The following is a 14,374-nucleotide window of genomic DNA, read 5'->3' on the forward strand; positions in this document are numbered from 1 at the left end:
TGGCGCGTGCTGGCAAAACGCGGGGCAGAACCCGTGTAGACAAGACACCGGGACAGAGCCGTTGGGCTCGCTCGAGGCGTCTGTACTCGAGACGGAAACGGTTTAACGTCGCCGCTGATACGACATACTATGGCAGACTGTCCACTCGCCGACGACTGCCCGAGTTTCTCCGAACGGATCTCGGGAATGGGGTGTGCTCACTACGGGGATAAGGGTGGGAAAGAGTGGTGTAACCACTACAACCAGCCGATCGATGATCTGAAAACCCAGCCCGTTAAATCCGGCGAAGAGATCGTTGTCGACGTCGTGGACATGCACGAAAGCGGCGCTGGTGTCGGTCGAACCGAAGACGGCTTTATTGTGATGGTTGACGGCGTCCTTCCAGAGGCCCGCGCCCGCGTCAAAATTGAGCGCGTCCACAGCAACCACGCCCGCGCAGAGTTCCTCGAGAAACTCCCGATGGACGACGACGATGATGGAGTTGACGAGGATGCTGACGACACCGCGACCGCAGAGAGCGACGATGAGACTGATCGATCCTCCTCGACCGACCGGGAACGACTCGGCAGTCGCGATAACTTCTGGGGCTCATAACAGCCCTCGCAGTCGGCCGTTTACACCTGGACAGTCACGGCCACGCCACTCACAACCGACCGCCGCTCGAGGCGACCAATCGGACATCGCACACTCTACCCCACAACAGGGAAGCTTTGACTTTCTCCGGGTCGCTACTGTGTGTATGCACACCTCGACACAGCGACTCGATCCGCGGTGGACAGAGCCATGATGGACGACGTCGAAACCCTCTTGACGGAGATTGGCTTTGACTCGGACTCGAGCGTCCTGACCTACCGACAGGCACAGGTGCTCGCACTGCGCGAACGCGACATTTCACAGGCCGACATCGCCGCCGAACTCGGAACCTCGCGTGCGAACGTCTCCTCGGTCGAAGCGAGTGCGAGAGAAAACCTCGAGAAAGCGCGCGAGACAGTCACGTTCGCGGAAGCGCTTCGCGCCCCAGTTCAGGTTCGCATTCCGTCTGGAACGGACCTCTATGATGTTCCGGATCTGGTGTATGAAGCCTGTGACGAGGCTGGTGTCAAAGTCGATCACACTGCGCCGGACCTGATGAAAGTCGTCAGCGACGCGGCAGGGGCCGCCGTCAACGGCCGAGACGTTTCAACCCCGCTGATCGTCGGCATCACGAGCGACGGGCTGGTCCGCGTGCGCCATCAAGAATAAGCTGAATAGATACCTCTCGCTACGCACCGCGTACAGAACCGTAGTCACTGCAAACGGGGAAGGGGGGGGGGAGTGGCTGAGAGTGGCGTTACGCCATATCCCAACTGACCTGGAGAATGTGCTGGCGGTTTCGGTGGATACGTCTCCTGCGCACAGGGCTATCGGCAAGGAGTTGAATCCCACTGCCGCTGCTCTAGTCACCGTGATTGGTGTGACAGGAAGAGGTATGTCGCGGCGCAATGAGCCGACTCACACCGACCAGCCACGCCGCGAGTTGCCCGTTACTCGTCGATGTATTGGCGTTCCCACTCGCGGCGCTCTTCGATCTGCTGGCGGCCGCTCTCGCTGATTTCGTAGTAGTTCGTTCGCCGGTCAAGTTGCCCTTTCTCGACCAACTCTTTGTTGACGAGCGTGTCGAGGTTTGGGTACAACCGTCCATGATTAATATCGGCGCTGTAGTACGATTCGATCTCGTCTTTGACGTTCTGTCCCGAGGGTTGGTCAGCTCCTGCAATGACATACAGGAGGTCCCGTTGGAACCCAGTCAGATCGTCCATGTTTCACCCATATGATTACACCAGTAGATCGACTATTTGTTATCTATCGCGTATCATGGGCTGCGAGACGGTTTCAGGCGGACTAATAGCGTATTGCGGTGATTGTCATCAGTTGTCGACATCGTACAGACGATGACATACTGACAATTCTCGATAGCCGCGGTGACACTCACACTCTGTGGACTGTCACAACAACCAGTATTCGAGAGCCACTCCCAAGAGAGCCTCTGAACCATCTCGAGAGGTTCGCCACAACCGACTCGAGGGAGACCGAGATAGCACCGTTTACATAGGTGCACTCGAGAGGCGATGGGTATGAGCCAGCAGCACGGACCACAGTCGGCCGCCACGCCGACAATTTCACACATTGCACTGAGTGGCCTCTTTATCGCGGCACTGGTGACTGCCCAGTTGACAGCGGCAAAAGTACTCGCGTTCGAGTTGCCCGCTTCGATTCCGTTGGTTGGGCCGGAACTGATCTTGCCGGGAGCGGCACTCGCGTACGCACTGACGTACTTTGCGAGTGACTGTTACACCGAACTCTACGGCAAACGCGCCGCCCAGATCGTGGTCAACGTCGGCTTCGTGTTGAACTTCGTTGTCCTCGCGCTCGTCTGGTCGACGATTGTGGCCCCTGCCCACGGCTCCGGTGTCGATCCCGATACGTTCGAAACCGCACTCGGCGCGTCGACGAACATCGTCATCGGCAGTTTGCTTGCCTATCTCGTCAGTCAGAACTGGGACGTCTGGGTCTTTCATCGCATCCGTGACGCCACTGGCCCCGAGTACCTCTGGGTGCGAAACATCGCCTCGACGGGGACGAGCCAGGCCATCGACACGGTTATCTTCGTCTCGATTGCCTTCTTCCTCGCTCCAACCGCTCTCGGCGTCGGCGAGGCACTCCCACTCGAGTTGTTACTCGGCCTGATGGTCGGTCAGTACCTGCTGAAACTCGCAATCGCAATCGTGGATACGCCGTTCGTCTACGCCGTCGTCGGCCTCGTCCGCTCGCGTCGGGACGACGAAAGCCTCGAGACGGCCACCTGAGCACCTCGAGGAGAAGGTGGTTTGTGTTCCGAGCCGTATCCGCGGGTATGGACGAACGCATCCGCGAACACGCGGCAGTACTGGTCGATTGGAGCGCTCGCATCGAGTCGGGGGATAACGTCGTACTCTCGGTGGGGCCTGAGGCCCACGAACTCGCCGTCGCCGTCGCCGAAAAACTCGGCGAGCGCGGCGCGAACCTACTGTCGACCTACAGCTCCGGCGAACTCTCGCGTGCATATCTGCAGGCACATGACGGCGAGTTCGACGAGAATCCAGCCCACGAACTCGCACTCTACGAAGAAGCGGACGTCTACCTCTCACTCGGCGGTGGCCGAAATACGAGCGCGACAGCAGACGTCTCCGGGGAGACCCAGACCGCCTATCGCCGTGCTCGCCAGGACATTCGCGAGGCGCGCTACGAGACGCGCTGGGTGTCGACGCTCCATCCGACGCGCTCGCTCGCCCAGCAGGCCAATATGGCCTACGAAGAGTACCAGGATTTTGCCTACGACGCAATCCTGCGCGATTGGGAATCGCTGGCAGAGGAGATGGGCCAGTTGAAGGACCTCCTTGATGCAGGCTCCGAGGTCCGACTCGTCTCCGAGGGAACCGACCTCACCATGGAAATCGAGAACCGAACCGCCGTCAACAGCGCCGCCTCCGTCGAATATGACTCACACAACCTCCCGAGCGGCGAGGTCTTCACCGCACCCACCGCTACCGAGGGCGAGGTCACCTTCGACGTCCCGATGACGCTTCGCGGCGAAGCCGTCCGGAACGTCCGCCTCGAGTTCGCAGACGGCGAGGTCGTCGACTACGACGCCGAACAGGGCGCAGACGTAATCGCCGACATTCTCGAGACTGACGCGGGCGCGAAGCGACTCGGCGAACTCGGCATCGGGATGAATCGCGGCATCGACCGCTACACGGACACCATCTTGTTCGACGAAAAAATGGGTGACACCGTCCATCTGGCGCTCGGGCGAGCCTACGACGCCTGCCTGCCGGAGGGCGAGTCGGGCAACGACTCGGCGACCCACGTCGACATGATCACGGATATGAGCGAGGACTCGCGCCTCGAGATCGACGGCGAGGTCGTCCAGCGAAACGGTCGATTCCGCTGGGAAGACGACTTCGACAGTGAGTAAGGAGGTCTTACTGCAGTGTATGGCAGCCCAAACACCATAATCACGTTCATACTAATGATGGACTCCGTCCACGGATCGAATACCGCCTCGGTCGGTGGCGGCAAGTAACCGACCGGGATGCTTGGCGTCCCACCCGTTTCGACAGTTGTCTGCCCGCCCTGCCGGAGGCGGTACATATCCGGCGTTTTCGCGTGATACTACACCTCGAGAGGCGTTCCTACAGCACGCCAGTCAATAGACCGTGACGCTCTCGAGTCTCGAGGCCGAAACCGACAGTATGTGCCTGCGCGATCAGCTCCGAGCCGGCGCGGCGATCTATAACGAGGGCTTCTATCACGCCGCCCACGACGCCTGGGAGGCACGCTGGCTCGAGTGCGAGGATGGAACGGACGACGAGCAACTGCTCCACGGGCTGATTCAGGCCACTGCCGCGGTGTTTCACGCCCACGAGTGCAACTGGGAGGGTGCCGTCGGGGTGGCCGAGAGCGCCCAGTCGTATCTCGCGGGACTTCCTGATGACTACCGAGGCGTGGACCTGCCACCGATGCGGGCAATGCTCGCGACGTTCGCATCGGATCCCGAAGTGCTCGAGCGGCGAGCACCAGTGCGACTCGCGCTCGAGAGCGACCAGCCCCGCCTTGCCGATCTCAATATCGACCAGACCACGATTGCGGCCCCGATTCTCGCCGCCGAGTGGGGGTACGATCCGGAGCCGGTCGAACAGGCGTGTACGTACGCCCGGACGGATCTCGAGGCAGGCGACGACGACAGCCGATTCATCACACTGGCGTTCGATTTCGTCCGGAAAGCCGACGCTCGAGGGATTATCTACCAACGATTGACGAGTCACGTCGACCGGCGACAGGCGCGTGAAGAAGACGTGCAGGGGCTGTTTTGAGTGTCGTGATAGCATGCAGAGTCGTGATAGAGCGTCTCAAGAAGGTTCTGTGTTGGCGGTACAAACATGAGAGTCACCTCACTGAACGGTTAATAGCAGGCAGCGGTCGCATAGTGTGGCCGGCCGATGTCTTCTTTGACAAGAGAAGAGTTCCTATTCCTTGGATGAAAATTAGGTTTTCAAACATAGGTGTCTACATCATCTAATTTAGTTGCCAAAGTAATTAGTTGCTATAATTCAATCACCTTCCATGAGCGAACCAGATTGGGCAAAAATTCTGTCTTACCTCTATAATAGCCATTCGAAGGTAGAGATTTGGCATAATAATGAAATAGCGCAGTCAGATAAGGTCGTTTCAGAAACAGGGTTAGATCCTCAAACGATAGAGAACAACCTTGATTCAATGGAAGACATTGGAATAGTGGAAATGAATTTCTTTGATATAGATATTTCAACTGATTCTGGGAAAGAGACGACGACAGGAGTGAGTTATTCGTTGACTGAAAAGGGGTTTGATATCGCTCATGAGCGTAAACTAGTCGAACAACAAGACTTGACAAACCGAAGTCTTGTTGCAATCACAGTGCTCTTAGTGGGAGTGACGATGATACAAGCTATTGCTGCCGTTCAGTCTGTTGAAGGGGCTGAACGAACTTTTACAATTATAGCAAGCATCCTAATTCTCATATCAGTTGGTGTCGGCCTCTGGAGATCTGACTTCTTTAAATAGTTCAGCTGTTAGAGTGAGTTATTGGGATTTTCACTATTGGTGCCCACTAAACCCCCAATAGTGGCAGATTCAATAAACGGTCTGTGATATCCAATCAGTTCTCTACAAAAATCAATTGTGTTCGCAGCCTAAGTGATGCAGAAACTAATAGCGCTTAATCGTCGTGGTGCGCCGAATTATCCTGTGGCTCGTAGCCGAGGACGGCTTTCGCGCGCTCGAGTGAGTAGTACTTCCGGTCGTTGTCGGAGATGCCGTAGACGATTTCGTAGCCGTAGTCGGCTTTCACACAGCGATCGAACAGGTGCGCGCAGTCACGATAGGAGAGCCACATTGCCTGCCCGCGTTCGTAGTCGATTGGCGGATGGTCCTTCGTGAGATTGCCGATTCGAACGTTGACGACGTCGATACCGTACTCGTCGTGATAGTAGCGCCCGAGCGATTCACCGGCAGCCTTCGAGACGCCGTAGAGATTGCCCGGCCGGGGCAGTTCCGTCCCATCGAGCAGGTAGTCGTCGTCCTCGCGGTACATCTCGGGCGTCCGTTCGTCAGTTTCGTAGTGACCGACGGCGTGATTTGAGGAGGCAAAAGCAACCTTCTCAACACCGGCATCAACGGCCGCTTCGAAAATCGTCTGCGTGCCATCGATGTTGTTCGTCAGGACGCTGTCCCACGGCGCGGTCTTACGGGGGTCCCCAGCGAGATGGATGACGGCGTCGATCCCCTCCATCGCCTCGCGGACGGCATCGTCGTCAGTAATATCGGCGACGACGAACTCGCCCGGATAGTCTTCCGTCGGCGGATCCCGATCCATCAACCGCCACTCGTACTCCGCAGCGAGGTCGCCAAGGATCGCATCCCCGACGCGCCCCGCAGCCCCAGTCAACAGGACGGACTGTGCCATTCGTTCGGTGTGAGGGAAAGCGCCGATAAGAACCATGCGGTTCCAGACCAGTGCGGTCGTCGGTGTCACAGTCGACTCACTCGAGCAGGCAAAGACGGCGTCCACGTGCCACAGACGACCGGAGGACCGGAACCACCTTCCCGCACGCCCTCGAGCACTCGCATATGGACACTGCGCCGACCGACGCCGAAGCCGCCTGCTTCGAAGCCGGCATCAAATTCGGCACGCTGTATCACCAGTTCGCTGGCACGCCACTCTCGCCCGCGAGCGCCGACAGCATCGAGACCGCAATGGAAGAGGCAATCGAAAATCAGCCCCACTGCACCGACGTCAGCGTCGCGGTTCAACTCGACGTCCTCGAGGCCGAACTCGCCGACTCGAGTGCGACGTACACCGAACTGACTGGGCGCTTTCTCGAGGTCGAAATCATCGTCGAGTACGAAGACTGCGAGGTCGTAACGGAGATGGCGATGGAAGATGGCTACCCGCTGATGCAGGTCGTCTCGGTTCGCGAAGAGCGCGGTTCGGAACGAACGGAGTGAGTGAGAACCGCGACAGGCGAATTACGCGGGATCGGAGATTCCGCGAACCATGCAAGCGGGAGCACTTGAACTTCGCTCACTACCGTTCGCTCGTTCCATCTAAAGATAGCAAATGCTTAACTGGAAAACATATACGTATGAGACGTTCACTCTAATTTAGATGACTACTAGACGGACCCTCCTTACATCCGGTGCAACCGTTATGACTCTCACAGCAGGATGCGTGGATCGGTTTTCTGGATCACCGTCAACAACCAGTCGATCTGGTAGTGCCACTCAAGAACCGATTTTTGTCGATGAGGAAACGGGTTGGCATGGAGATCTGTTCCGTACAGAGTTATTCCTGACACCCGATTCACTTCAGGAAGCACTCAATGAAGATGCACTCCCTGGGACGCTAGATGAAGGGTTTACAGACTTCGATCCCTCTGAATTCTTTGTTAGTATCTTCGCCTCAAAACTCGAGCTACACTCTACAGGTACAACCAAGGGATGGTGTCCCCGTCCGGAAATTAAAGATGAGACGGTCGTATTTTCTCTTCCACTAGCTGAATGGCCTGACGAGTTAGACGACCCCTACGAAGAGCTTGTTACTATCGACCTCTGGCAACGAAATAGAGCCAACCCACCGGAATCTGCGACAGTTCAGGTCAATTTGGTGTCTGAGATTGAAGCGGATCTACGCACCTGTTCGGACTAACTTGATTTGGCAAGGTCTCTCCCAGATACATCTGGATGCGAAGTGGACAACAGCGAAACCCGTGAGGAACCGAACCACGAGTCTGGACTCCTTCAAGAAGGCTTTCGAAATTCACTCGCTATGTTCGCGATATTGGCGCTGACGGACGCGTTTTCACTTTCACTTTCGGGCAACCTTTTAACCGCGGCCCCCGCAAAGGAGATGACATGAGCCAAGCGACCTTCGGCGACGACGAGGAACTGTTCGGGGAAGCAGCCAACGAGATGCGCGAGGACGTCGAATCCTCGCTCGCAGACGGCTGGGACGCCCTTCCCGCTGCCGACGACGTCTGGGAAACCGACGCCGACAACGTGCTGGGCGTGCTCAACGGCCTCAAAACCGCTCTCGACGCGGGCGATGCAGAAGACCACCTGCGCGACGCAAAGAAGTGGTTCACGATGGGCCAGCGCGCCGACGCCTTCGAGGACGCCGACGATCTCGAGGAGGAAATCGGCGACCTCGAGGAAGCCATCAGCTCGATTTCGGACGCCGGCGAGCAGGTCGGCGACCTCACCTCGACGATTCCGGCGCTTCGTGGCACGCTCGAGGATGCTGGCCCGAGCGATGAGGAAGACGAAAGCGAGGCCGAAGCGGACGCTGACGACGAAGACGAAGAGTAACGCCCACAGCGCTCGAGTCCGTTAGCGCTGGTCGGGCCGTGAGCGGTCACGCTCGGCAACCGCCTCGAGCAGTCGCGCCAGTGCGTCACCAGCCAACTCGACCAGTTCCTCCCCGCGTGCTGCGTCGCCGGCCGTCGGGTCGCCGACGACGCCGTTTTCTGCAAATTCGGCCGAATCGTAGGCCAGATTCGCGTGGCTCACCCACTCTCCCCAGCCAGCAGCAGCGCCCTCGCGTGCCGCCTCGAGTTGCTCCTCGCGGACGAGGTCGGGCTCGAGCGCCTGCAGGAGTGAGGTCTCGAGTGGCCCGCCGTGGCCCATCTCGCTCGAGTGGTCACCAACGGCGTCGAACCAGGTGAACGGGACGGCGTAGGCGTCGCCGTCGCGAGTGAGTCGCGCACCGACCTCTCGGAGTGCGTCGACGTTGCCGCCGTGGCCGTTGACCAGCACGACGCGGTCGAAGCCGTGCGTGGCGAGGCTTGCGACGGCTTCGCGGACGTAGTCTCTGAACGTGTCTGCAGACACCCACATCGTCCCCGGAAACTGGCGGTGTTCCTCGGCGATACCGATTGGTATCGCGGGTGCGCGGACCACCTCGCGCTCGAGGCGCTCACAGCCGGCGTCGGCGATTGCCTCGGCAGTAAGCACGTCGGTTCCGAGCGGCGCGTGGGGGCCGTGTTGTTCCGTGCTCCCGACTGGGACGACAGCCAGGTCCGTCTCGCAGTCGCGAACGTCGGTCCACGTCGCAGCAGAGAGGTGCATGCACGGGACCACCAAGCGAACGGACATGAACCCGTCGGTGGCTCGAGAATATGGGGGACAGTGGGACGTATGCGAACGCAGGGTCAACCGGTTTGGGGCTCGTGCGAGTACGGTTCACTATGAGCGACGACAATCGCGAACTCGGCGTCGAACTCGGCGACCTCGGCGACGAACTCGAGAGCCAGGAGTACCCGATCAGTCAGGACGAGCTGCTCGAAGAGTACGGAGACAACGAGATCGGAGCCGGCGAAGAGACGTCGACGCTTAGGGAACTGCTCGAGCCGCTGAACGAAGATGAGTACGAAGACTACGGCGAGGTCGAACAGGCAATCATGAATATGGTCGGCGATTCCGCAATCGGGCGGAAAAACTACAGCGACCGAACGCCGCCCGCGGCGGGTGAAGACCGCCAGGATGAGGGCGCACCGGAACAAGAAGGACAGCGAGAACAGGAGTCCTTTTAGACCGTCACGACCCGGTCAGTCGTCGTCCGCGTCGATATCGAGGTCGACTTCCGTTCGGGCCTGACGGCGCTGGGCGCGCTCGATGAACTCCTGTGGTAGTTCGTCGATTTCGCCGGCCTGGACGCCCCAGAGATGTGAGTAGAGGCCGTCGTTTGCGAGGAGTTGGTCGTGGGAGCCGCGTTCGACGATCTGGCCGTCCTCGAGGACGAGAATCATGTCTGCGTCTTTGATCGTCGAGAGTCGGTGGGCGATGGCGAACGTGGTTCGATTTTCGGTGAGATCGTCGATGGAGCGCTGGATGAGCATCTCAGTCTCGGTGTCAACGTCGCTCGTTGCCTCGTCCAGAATCAGGATATCCGGATCTTTGAGCACGGCACGGGCGATGGCGATGCGCTGGCGCTGGCCACCGGAGAGTTTGACACCGCGTTCACCGACCATCGTATCGTAGCCGTCGGGAAGATTCTGGATGAAGTCGTGGGCCTCAGCCGCCTTCGCGGCCGCAATGATCTCCTCGCGGTCGGCATTGAACGTGCCGTAGGTGATGTTCTCCTCGACGGTGCCGTAGAACAGGAACGAGTCCTGTCCGACGTAGCCCATCGACCGGCGCAAACTCGGTAAGGACACGTCACGCAGGTCCTGCCCGTCGACGCTGATCGCCCCGTCATCGACATCGTAGAGTCGAAGCAGGAGTTTCAGGACGGTCGACTTGCCTGCGCCCGTCGGGCCGACGAGTGCGACCGTCTCCCCGCCATCGACATCGAACGACACGTCGTCGATGATGCGCTCGCTGTCGTCGTAGCCGAACTCCACGTGGTCGTACTCGACGCTTCCGTCGCGAACCTCGAGTGAGTCGGCATCGACTTCGCGTTCGATTCGTCCTTCCTCGTCCATCAGGCCGAAAATCCGCTCGCTCGAGGCCTCTGCGCGCTGGTACATGTTGATGACCTGTCCGAACTGGGCCATCGGCCAGACCAGTTGCTGGGTGTACATGATGAACGCGACGAAGACACCCGTCTCGAGGGTTCCCGTGAACGGACCGGGCGCGGTATCCATGAGCACCCAGTAGCCGCCGACGAGGAAGGTGAGGACGAAGCCGATCCCCGAGATGACCTGCAGGCCGGGGAAGAACTTGATCCGCAGCCAAATTGCGCCCCAGTTCTTGTCGTAGTAGTTCTGTGAGACGTCCTCGACGCGCTCGGACTCGTACTCCTCGGTGTTCGAGGACTTGATCACGTTGATGCCGCCGAGATTGTTCTCGAGTCTCGAGTTGACTTTCCCGACCGACGAGCGGACTGCGGCGTATTTCGGCTGGATTTTCTGGACGAAAAGGTAAGTGAAGATTGCAATTAGGGGCACGGGCGCAAGCGAAACCAGCGCGAGTTGTGGGTTGAGCCAGAACAGCAGGAAGGTGATGCCAACGACCATCACGATCAGGCGCGTCGCGGAGTTCATCCCCTCGTTGAGAAATCGCTCGAGTTGGTTGACGTCGTTCGAGAGGACAGACATCATCTCGCCGGTCTGTTTGTTCGAGAAGAACTCCATATCGAGGCGCTGCATCTTGTCGTAGGTTGCGGTTCGGACATCGTGTTGGACGTCCTGTGAGAAGGAGTTGAATCCCCAGTTGCGAAGCCAGTGAAAGACCGCGCCGAGGACGAATGAACTGGCGACAACGACGACGACGAAGATAAACTGGTCTAGCGACTCAGTCGGAAGCCACGCCTCCGGGAGAACGGTCAGTGGCACCTGCTCGTGAAACTCCTGTGGGCCGAAGACCGAGTCGATTGCGACCGCGAGCAAGAGTGCGGGAAGGAGATCAAGTGCTCGCGCGAAAATACTCGAGAACAATCCAACAACCATCGGGAACCAATAGGGACGACCATACTCGAAGATCAGCCGGCGCATCGGGCTCTCAGCCTGCTCGCGCTGCTCCTCGAACGGATCATCATCTTCCCAATCAATATCACTCCCGCTCATTACGAGCGAATCCGTGACGATTGACAATAAGGGTTTGCTACGAATCGAAATACGCCGGTTCGTCGCTAGTCGTACTCGAGTTCGACCTCATCCCCAACTGACATACCCGTCTCGTTTGCATAGCCACGGGGCACCTCGAGGACGTACTGTCCGTCGCCCGTGTGCTCGAGATCCTCTCCGTCTTCGTCGGGTTCAGGTGCGCGGGCGTGCTCGATGGACGTGATCTCGTGGTCGCTGTCGATGAAGATGATGTCAATGTCGAAGTCCATCTCGCGCATGACGTACGTTCGCTCGTTCTCGCTCGCGTGGACGAACAGCATTCCCTCGCCATCCTCGAGTGAGTCGTGGTCGCTCAACCCAGTGTGGCGCTCGCTGTACGTGTCGGCGACTTCCACGTCAACAACAGCTTTGGATTCGCCATCAGTATCGAGGACGCGGACTTCACCGGAGTCGGCACTCCAGGGTGGTGAGATGAGACCAGTCTGCAGCAGGGCGAATGCGATGAAACCGACCGCCACAGCGACGAGAAGTGCCTTCCAGACGCGCTCGAGGACCATATCCGATCTGCGCAGTGAGAAAGTAAAGGTTATTCGGACGCAGGAATTTGGTTCGAATACGGGCTCGTGGTCTAGCTGGTTATGACGCGGCCTTTACAAGGCCGAGGTCGGTGGTTCGAACCCGCCCGAGCCCATCCATATTCTGCACGAATGTGAGCCAACGGATTCAGCGGATAGAGCGCCTGAAGCGCTTGTTTCACTGATTCGGCAGGTGTTCGTCGTCCAGGTTTTGCGTGGAGCCCATTCATACGGTATACGAGGGTTGCTCTCTTCTCGCCTTCTCTAATGTCCGAAACACGCGGACGCATTAGTCAATCGCTGGTTGAGCTTTGGCTACCGCGCCTGCAAAACGTGTTGATGAAATAGCAAACCATCACAGTCGATGGTACCACGATTCCGTCACTCAACCTCGAACCTAACACTGAAACGGGTGATTCGGTAACTGCATGTGCGTGCTGGCGGCTGGAGATTTGATCAGCTACTAGTAGTGTATTATTCGTGCTTGTGACATATTGCGCATGTGCAGTGACTTGGCTGATGAGGAACCCAATGAATGCTGAGGTCTGGATATATTACCCGATTGAGGGAATGGTTGGCTCCACACTGTTGTAGACTTCGTCTCGACTGCTAACTTCTTTATCTTGGAACGTCAGGACGCCAGCATCGTGCAATGATTCGAGTTTCCGTCCGAGCTTCCAGGTGTCTGTGGTGTCGTCTTGGTATTCGGCTTGCAGATTCTCGGCAATGTCTTCGACACTCAGGTGAAGTTCTGGATCGTTGCGGCGGAGGGCGCTGAGGTAGTATGCGTTTGCGAACTTGGGGAAGTGGTTCAGCATCGCTAGGCCCAACTTCTGACGGAGCAGGTAGTATCCCTCGTCGATGATGTCTCCGATGATGTCCTCTTCCTGAAGACCCTGGATATCTGCGGATTCCATTTTTGGGCCTTGGTACATCTTTCCCTCCTCAATTCGGACGTAACCTAATTCCTCAAAGACATCCAGGTAGTCTCTCGTATTGGATGTGGTCTGGGCGTTTTCCAGTCTCCTAACGGAGTCCGGCGCTTCGTGGCGAATGAAGTCTACAATTTCGATGACCGAGTTCAGCTGGTTTCTAACTGGCGTCAGTTTGTAGACCTTGCTGTAGATGGCCCGGGCCATCGACCAGTCCAACCGTGTCAAGATATCCTTGTGACGCTCTTTGAAGGCGTCGTACAGGTCACTCCGGTCCGGAAGCTTCATCCGGTAGTAGCCGTCCTCCATCGGAGAAGCGTACAAGGTTTTCACGTCTCCAATGTTCACCATTTTCAGGACGTTATCCTGTTTCCGACAGTCTGAAACGTCGCGTGGATACGCTATCCCGACTTTCACATAGTAGCCCTCATCAGACTTTTCGACACCTTGGACGAAGAGTCTCCTACTATAGTGGTATCGAAGGTGGCCTTCGATTCTGTTCTTCACGCTCTCTTCTCCCGTACCTGCTGGGAACGTCAGAGCTTCATCACTGATTCGGGTTTGTTGAATGCTCATTGGTCTGTCTCCATGAACTCAGCCATCTTCTTCTGTTCCTGTCCGTCGATCCAGAGGGTCCAGCGGGCGCGTTCTGCCCTACTCCATAGACGGAGAAACGTGGTTTCGCTGAGAGTCATCTCGACTGGATCCTCGTTCTCGTTGTCGTAGTAATCGGCTAACGGATCCCAGTAAATGACAATGTCGTCTTCGACCTGAATTGGGATCAGGATTGGTATCTCGCTGGCTCCGAACTGCCCAGCCTGCACATCGTACTCATCGATTTTCTCAAAATACTCGGGGTCGAGTTCGACCAGTGGCAAGGAGGCAGTCTCTGTATTCAAAATCTCATTGAGGTCCTCCAGATCAATTTGGGTCGCTGTGTAGGCATCGAACGACGTTTCCTCCAGTTTCCCATTCAGCCTGGCTTCCAGCTGAGAGAAGTTCCCGCCAAAGCGCGATCGGTGACCGCAGAGTGTTTTTAGTTCTTTGCGAGCAACTTCCTCGGGGTCTTCGTCCGCATCTTCTCCGGGATTAATCGGGAAGTCTGGATGGAACTCACGATAATCCGCAAGCATATTCTTCACAGCCAGAAGCAGACAGTCGAGTTCGGACTCAAGACGGGTGAATCTTGAAAAAACCGTCTGTTTGTGCTGTGGGTTTTGACCGTCTTTACTCACGGTAAGACCTC

17 protein-coding genes and 1 tRNA gene are annotated in these 14,374 nt (G+C 57.7%); 11 read left to right on the plus strand and 7 right to left on the minus strand.

Translation table 11 applies throughout. The annotated features are described in order from the left end of the window. Positions 1–129: 129 nt before the first annotated feature. Positions 130–594, plus strand: coding sequence for a TRAM domain-containing protein (locus tag G6M89_RS14630; protein WP_165162559.1), 465 nt, complete (start codon positions 130–132; stop codon positions 592–594). Between the two features lie 141 nt (positions 595–735). Then, on the plus strand, positions 736–1,242 hold the full coding sequence (locus tag G6M89_RS14635; RefSeq protein WP_343162647.1) for a Tfx family DNA-binding protein: 507 nt from the start codon (positions 736–738) through the stop codon (positions 1,240–1,242). 281 nt (positions 1,243–1,523) lie between these two features. On the opposite strand, the gene G6M89_RS14640 is transcribed toward G6M89_RS14635, so the two are convergent. Next, complete coding sequence (locus G6M89_RS14640; RefSeq protein ID WP_165162561.1) at positions 1,524–1,799, minus strand: PadR family transcriptional regulator; 276 nt, start codon at positions 1,797–1,799, stop codon at positions 1,524–1,526. Between the two features lie 315 nt (positions 1,800–2,114). Between G6M89_RS14640 and G6M89_RS14645 the strand changes: the two genes are divergently transcribed. From G6M89_RS14645 to G6M89_RS14660, 4 genes are all read left to right on the plus strand, one after another. Continuing rightward, a complete protein-coding gene (locus G6M89_RS14645; protein ID WP_165162562.1) occupies positions 2,115–2,846 on the plus strand; it encodes a queuosine precursor transporter in 732 nt (243 codons plus the stop codon). Between the two features lie 47 nt (positions 2,847–2,893). After that, positions 2,894–3,994 (plus strand): aminopeptidase, encoded by a 1,101-nt coding sequence (locus G6M89_RS14650; RefSeq protein ID WP_165162563.1) that lies wholly within the window; start codon positions 2,894–2,896, stop codon positions 3,992–3,994. Between the two features lie 283 nt (positions 3,995–4,277). Further along, positions 4,278–4,892 carry a DUF309 domain-containing protein gene (locus tag G6M89_RS14655; RefSeq protein ID WP_165162733.1) on the plus strand — a complete coding sequence of 205 codons (615 nt, stop codon included), beginning with the start codon at positions 4,278–4,280 and terminating at the stop codon, positions 4,890–4,892. 250 nt (positions 4,893–5,142) lie between these two features. After that, positions 5,143–5,622 (plus strand): hypothetical protein, encoded by a 480-nt coding sequence (locus G6M89_RS14660; protein WP_165162564.1) that lies wholly within the window; start codon positions 5,143–5,145, stop codon positions 5,620–5,622. A gap of 154 nt (positions 5,623–5,776) precedes the next feature. Here G6M89_RS14660 and azf read toward each other — a convergent pair whose 3' ends face one another. Further along, positions 5,777–6,523, minus strand: a complete 747-nt coding sequence (azf, locus tag G6M89_RS14665; protein ID WP_165162565.1) for an NAD-dependent glucose-6-phosphate dehydrogenase Azf — start codon at positions 6,521–6,523, stop codon at positions 5,777–5,779. Positions 6,524–6,687: 164 nt separating this feature from the next. Here azf and G6M89_RS14670 point away from each other — a divergent pair, with 164 nt between their 5' ends. From G6M89_RS14670 to G6M89_RS14680, 3 genes are all read left to right on the plus strand, one after another. Then, the gene (locus G6M89_RS14670; RefSeq protein WP_165162566.1) at positions 6,688–7,065 is read left to right on the plus strand and encodes a dihydroneopterin aldolase family protein; all 378 of its coding nucleotides are present in this window, start codon (positions 6,688–6,690) and stop codon (positions 7,063–7,065) included. Between the two features lie 160 nt (positions 7,066–7,225). Further along, positions 7,226–7,765 (plus strand): hypothetical protein, encoded by a 540-nt coding sequence (locus tag G6M89_RS14675; protein WP_165162567.1) that lies wholly within the window; start codon positions 7,226–7,228, stop codon positions 7,763–7,765. 206 nt (positions 7,766–7,971) lie between these two features. After that, positions 7,972–8,424: a DUF5790 family protein gene (locus tag G6M89_RS14680; protein ID WP_165162568.1), complete on the plus strand. Its 453-nt coding sequence runs from the start codon at positions 7,972–7,974 to the stop codon at positions 8,422–8,424. 21 nt (positions 8,425–8,445) lie between these two features. On the opposite strand, the gene G6M89_RS14685 is transcribed toward G6M89_RS14680, so the two are convergent. Continuing rightward, the gene (locus G6M89_RS14685; protein WP_165162569.1) at positions 8,446–9,183 is read right to left on the minus strand and encodes a creatininase family protein; all 738 of its coding nucleotides are present in this window, start codon (positions 9,181–9,183) and stop codon (positions 8,446–8,448) included. A 119-nt stretch (positions 9,184–9,302) separates the two neighbouring features. Between G6M89_RS14685 and G6M89_RS14690 the strand changes: the two genes are divergently transcribed. Next, positions 9,303–9,647 carry a hypothetical protein gene (locus tag G6M89_RS14690; protein WP_165162570.1) on the plus strand — a complete coding sequence of 115 codons (345 nt, stop codon included), beginning with the start codon at positions 9,303–9,305 and terminating at the stop codon, positions 9,645–9,647. A 15-nt stretch (positions 9,648–9,662) separates the two neighbouring features. Here the strand turns inward: G6M89_RS14690 and G6M89_RS14695 are convergent, their stop codons facing one another. Next, entirely contained in the window at positions 9,663–11,621 is a 1,959-nt protein-coding gene (locus G6M89_RS14695) for an ABC transporter ATP-binding protein (RefSeq protein WP_165162571.1), read from the minus strand. A 65-nt stretch (positions 11,622–11,686) separates the two neighbouring features. Then, positions 11,687–12,178, minus strand: a complete 492-nt coding sequence (locus tag G6M89_RS14700; RefSeq protein ID WP_165162572.1) for a DUF192 domain-containing protein — start codon at positions 12,176–12,178, stop codon at positions 11,687–11,689. 60 nt (positions 12,179–12,238) lie between these two features. Here G6M89_RS14700 and G6M89_RS14705 point away from each other — a divergent pair. Further along, positions 12,239–12,312, plus strand: a tRNA-Val gene (locus tag G6M89_RS14705). Between the two features lie 438 nt (positions 12,313–12,750). On the opposite strand, the gene G6M89_RS14710 is transcribed toward G6M89_RS14705, so the two are convergent. Together G6M89_RS14710 and G6M89_RS14715 are read right to left on the minus strand one after the other, a co-directional pair. After that, positions 12,751–13,704: a hypothetical protein gene (locus G6M89_RS14710; RefSeq protein ID WP_165162573.1), complete on the minus strand. Its 954-nt coding sequence runs from the start codon at positions 13,702–13,704 to the stop codon at positions 12,751–12,753. Then, positions 13,701–14,363 (minus strand): hypothetical protein, encoded by a 663-nt coding sequence (locus G6M89_RS14715; RefSeq protein ID WP_165162574.1) that lies wholly within the window; start codon positions 14,361–14,363, stop codon positions 13,701–13,703. Before G6M89_RS14715 ends, G6M89_RS14710 begins: the two co-directional genes overlap by 4 nt. Between the last annotated feature and the right edge of the window lie 11 nt (positions 14,364–14,374).

Origin of the sequence: Natronolimnobius sp. AArcel1 (assembly GCF_011043775.1) — an archaeon.
GTDB lineage: Archaea > Halobacteriota > Halobacteria > Halobacteriales > Natrialbaceae > Natronolimnobius.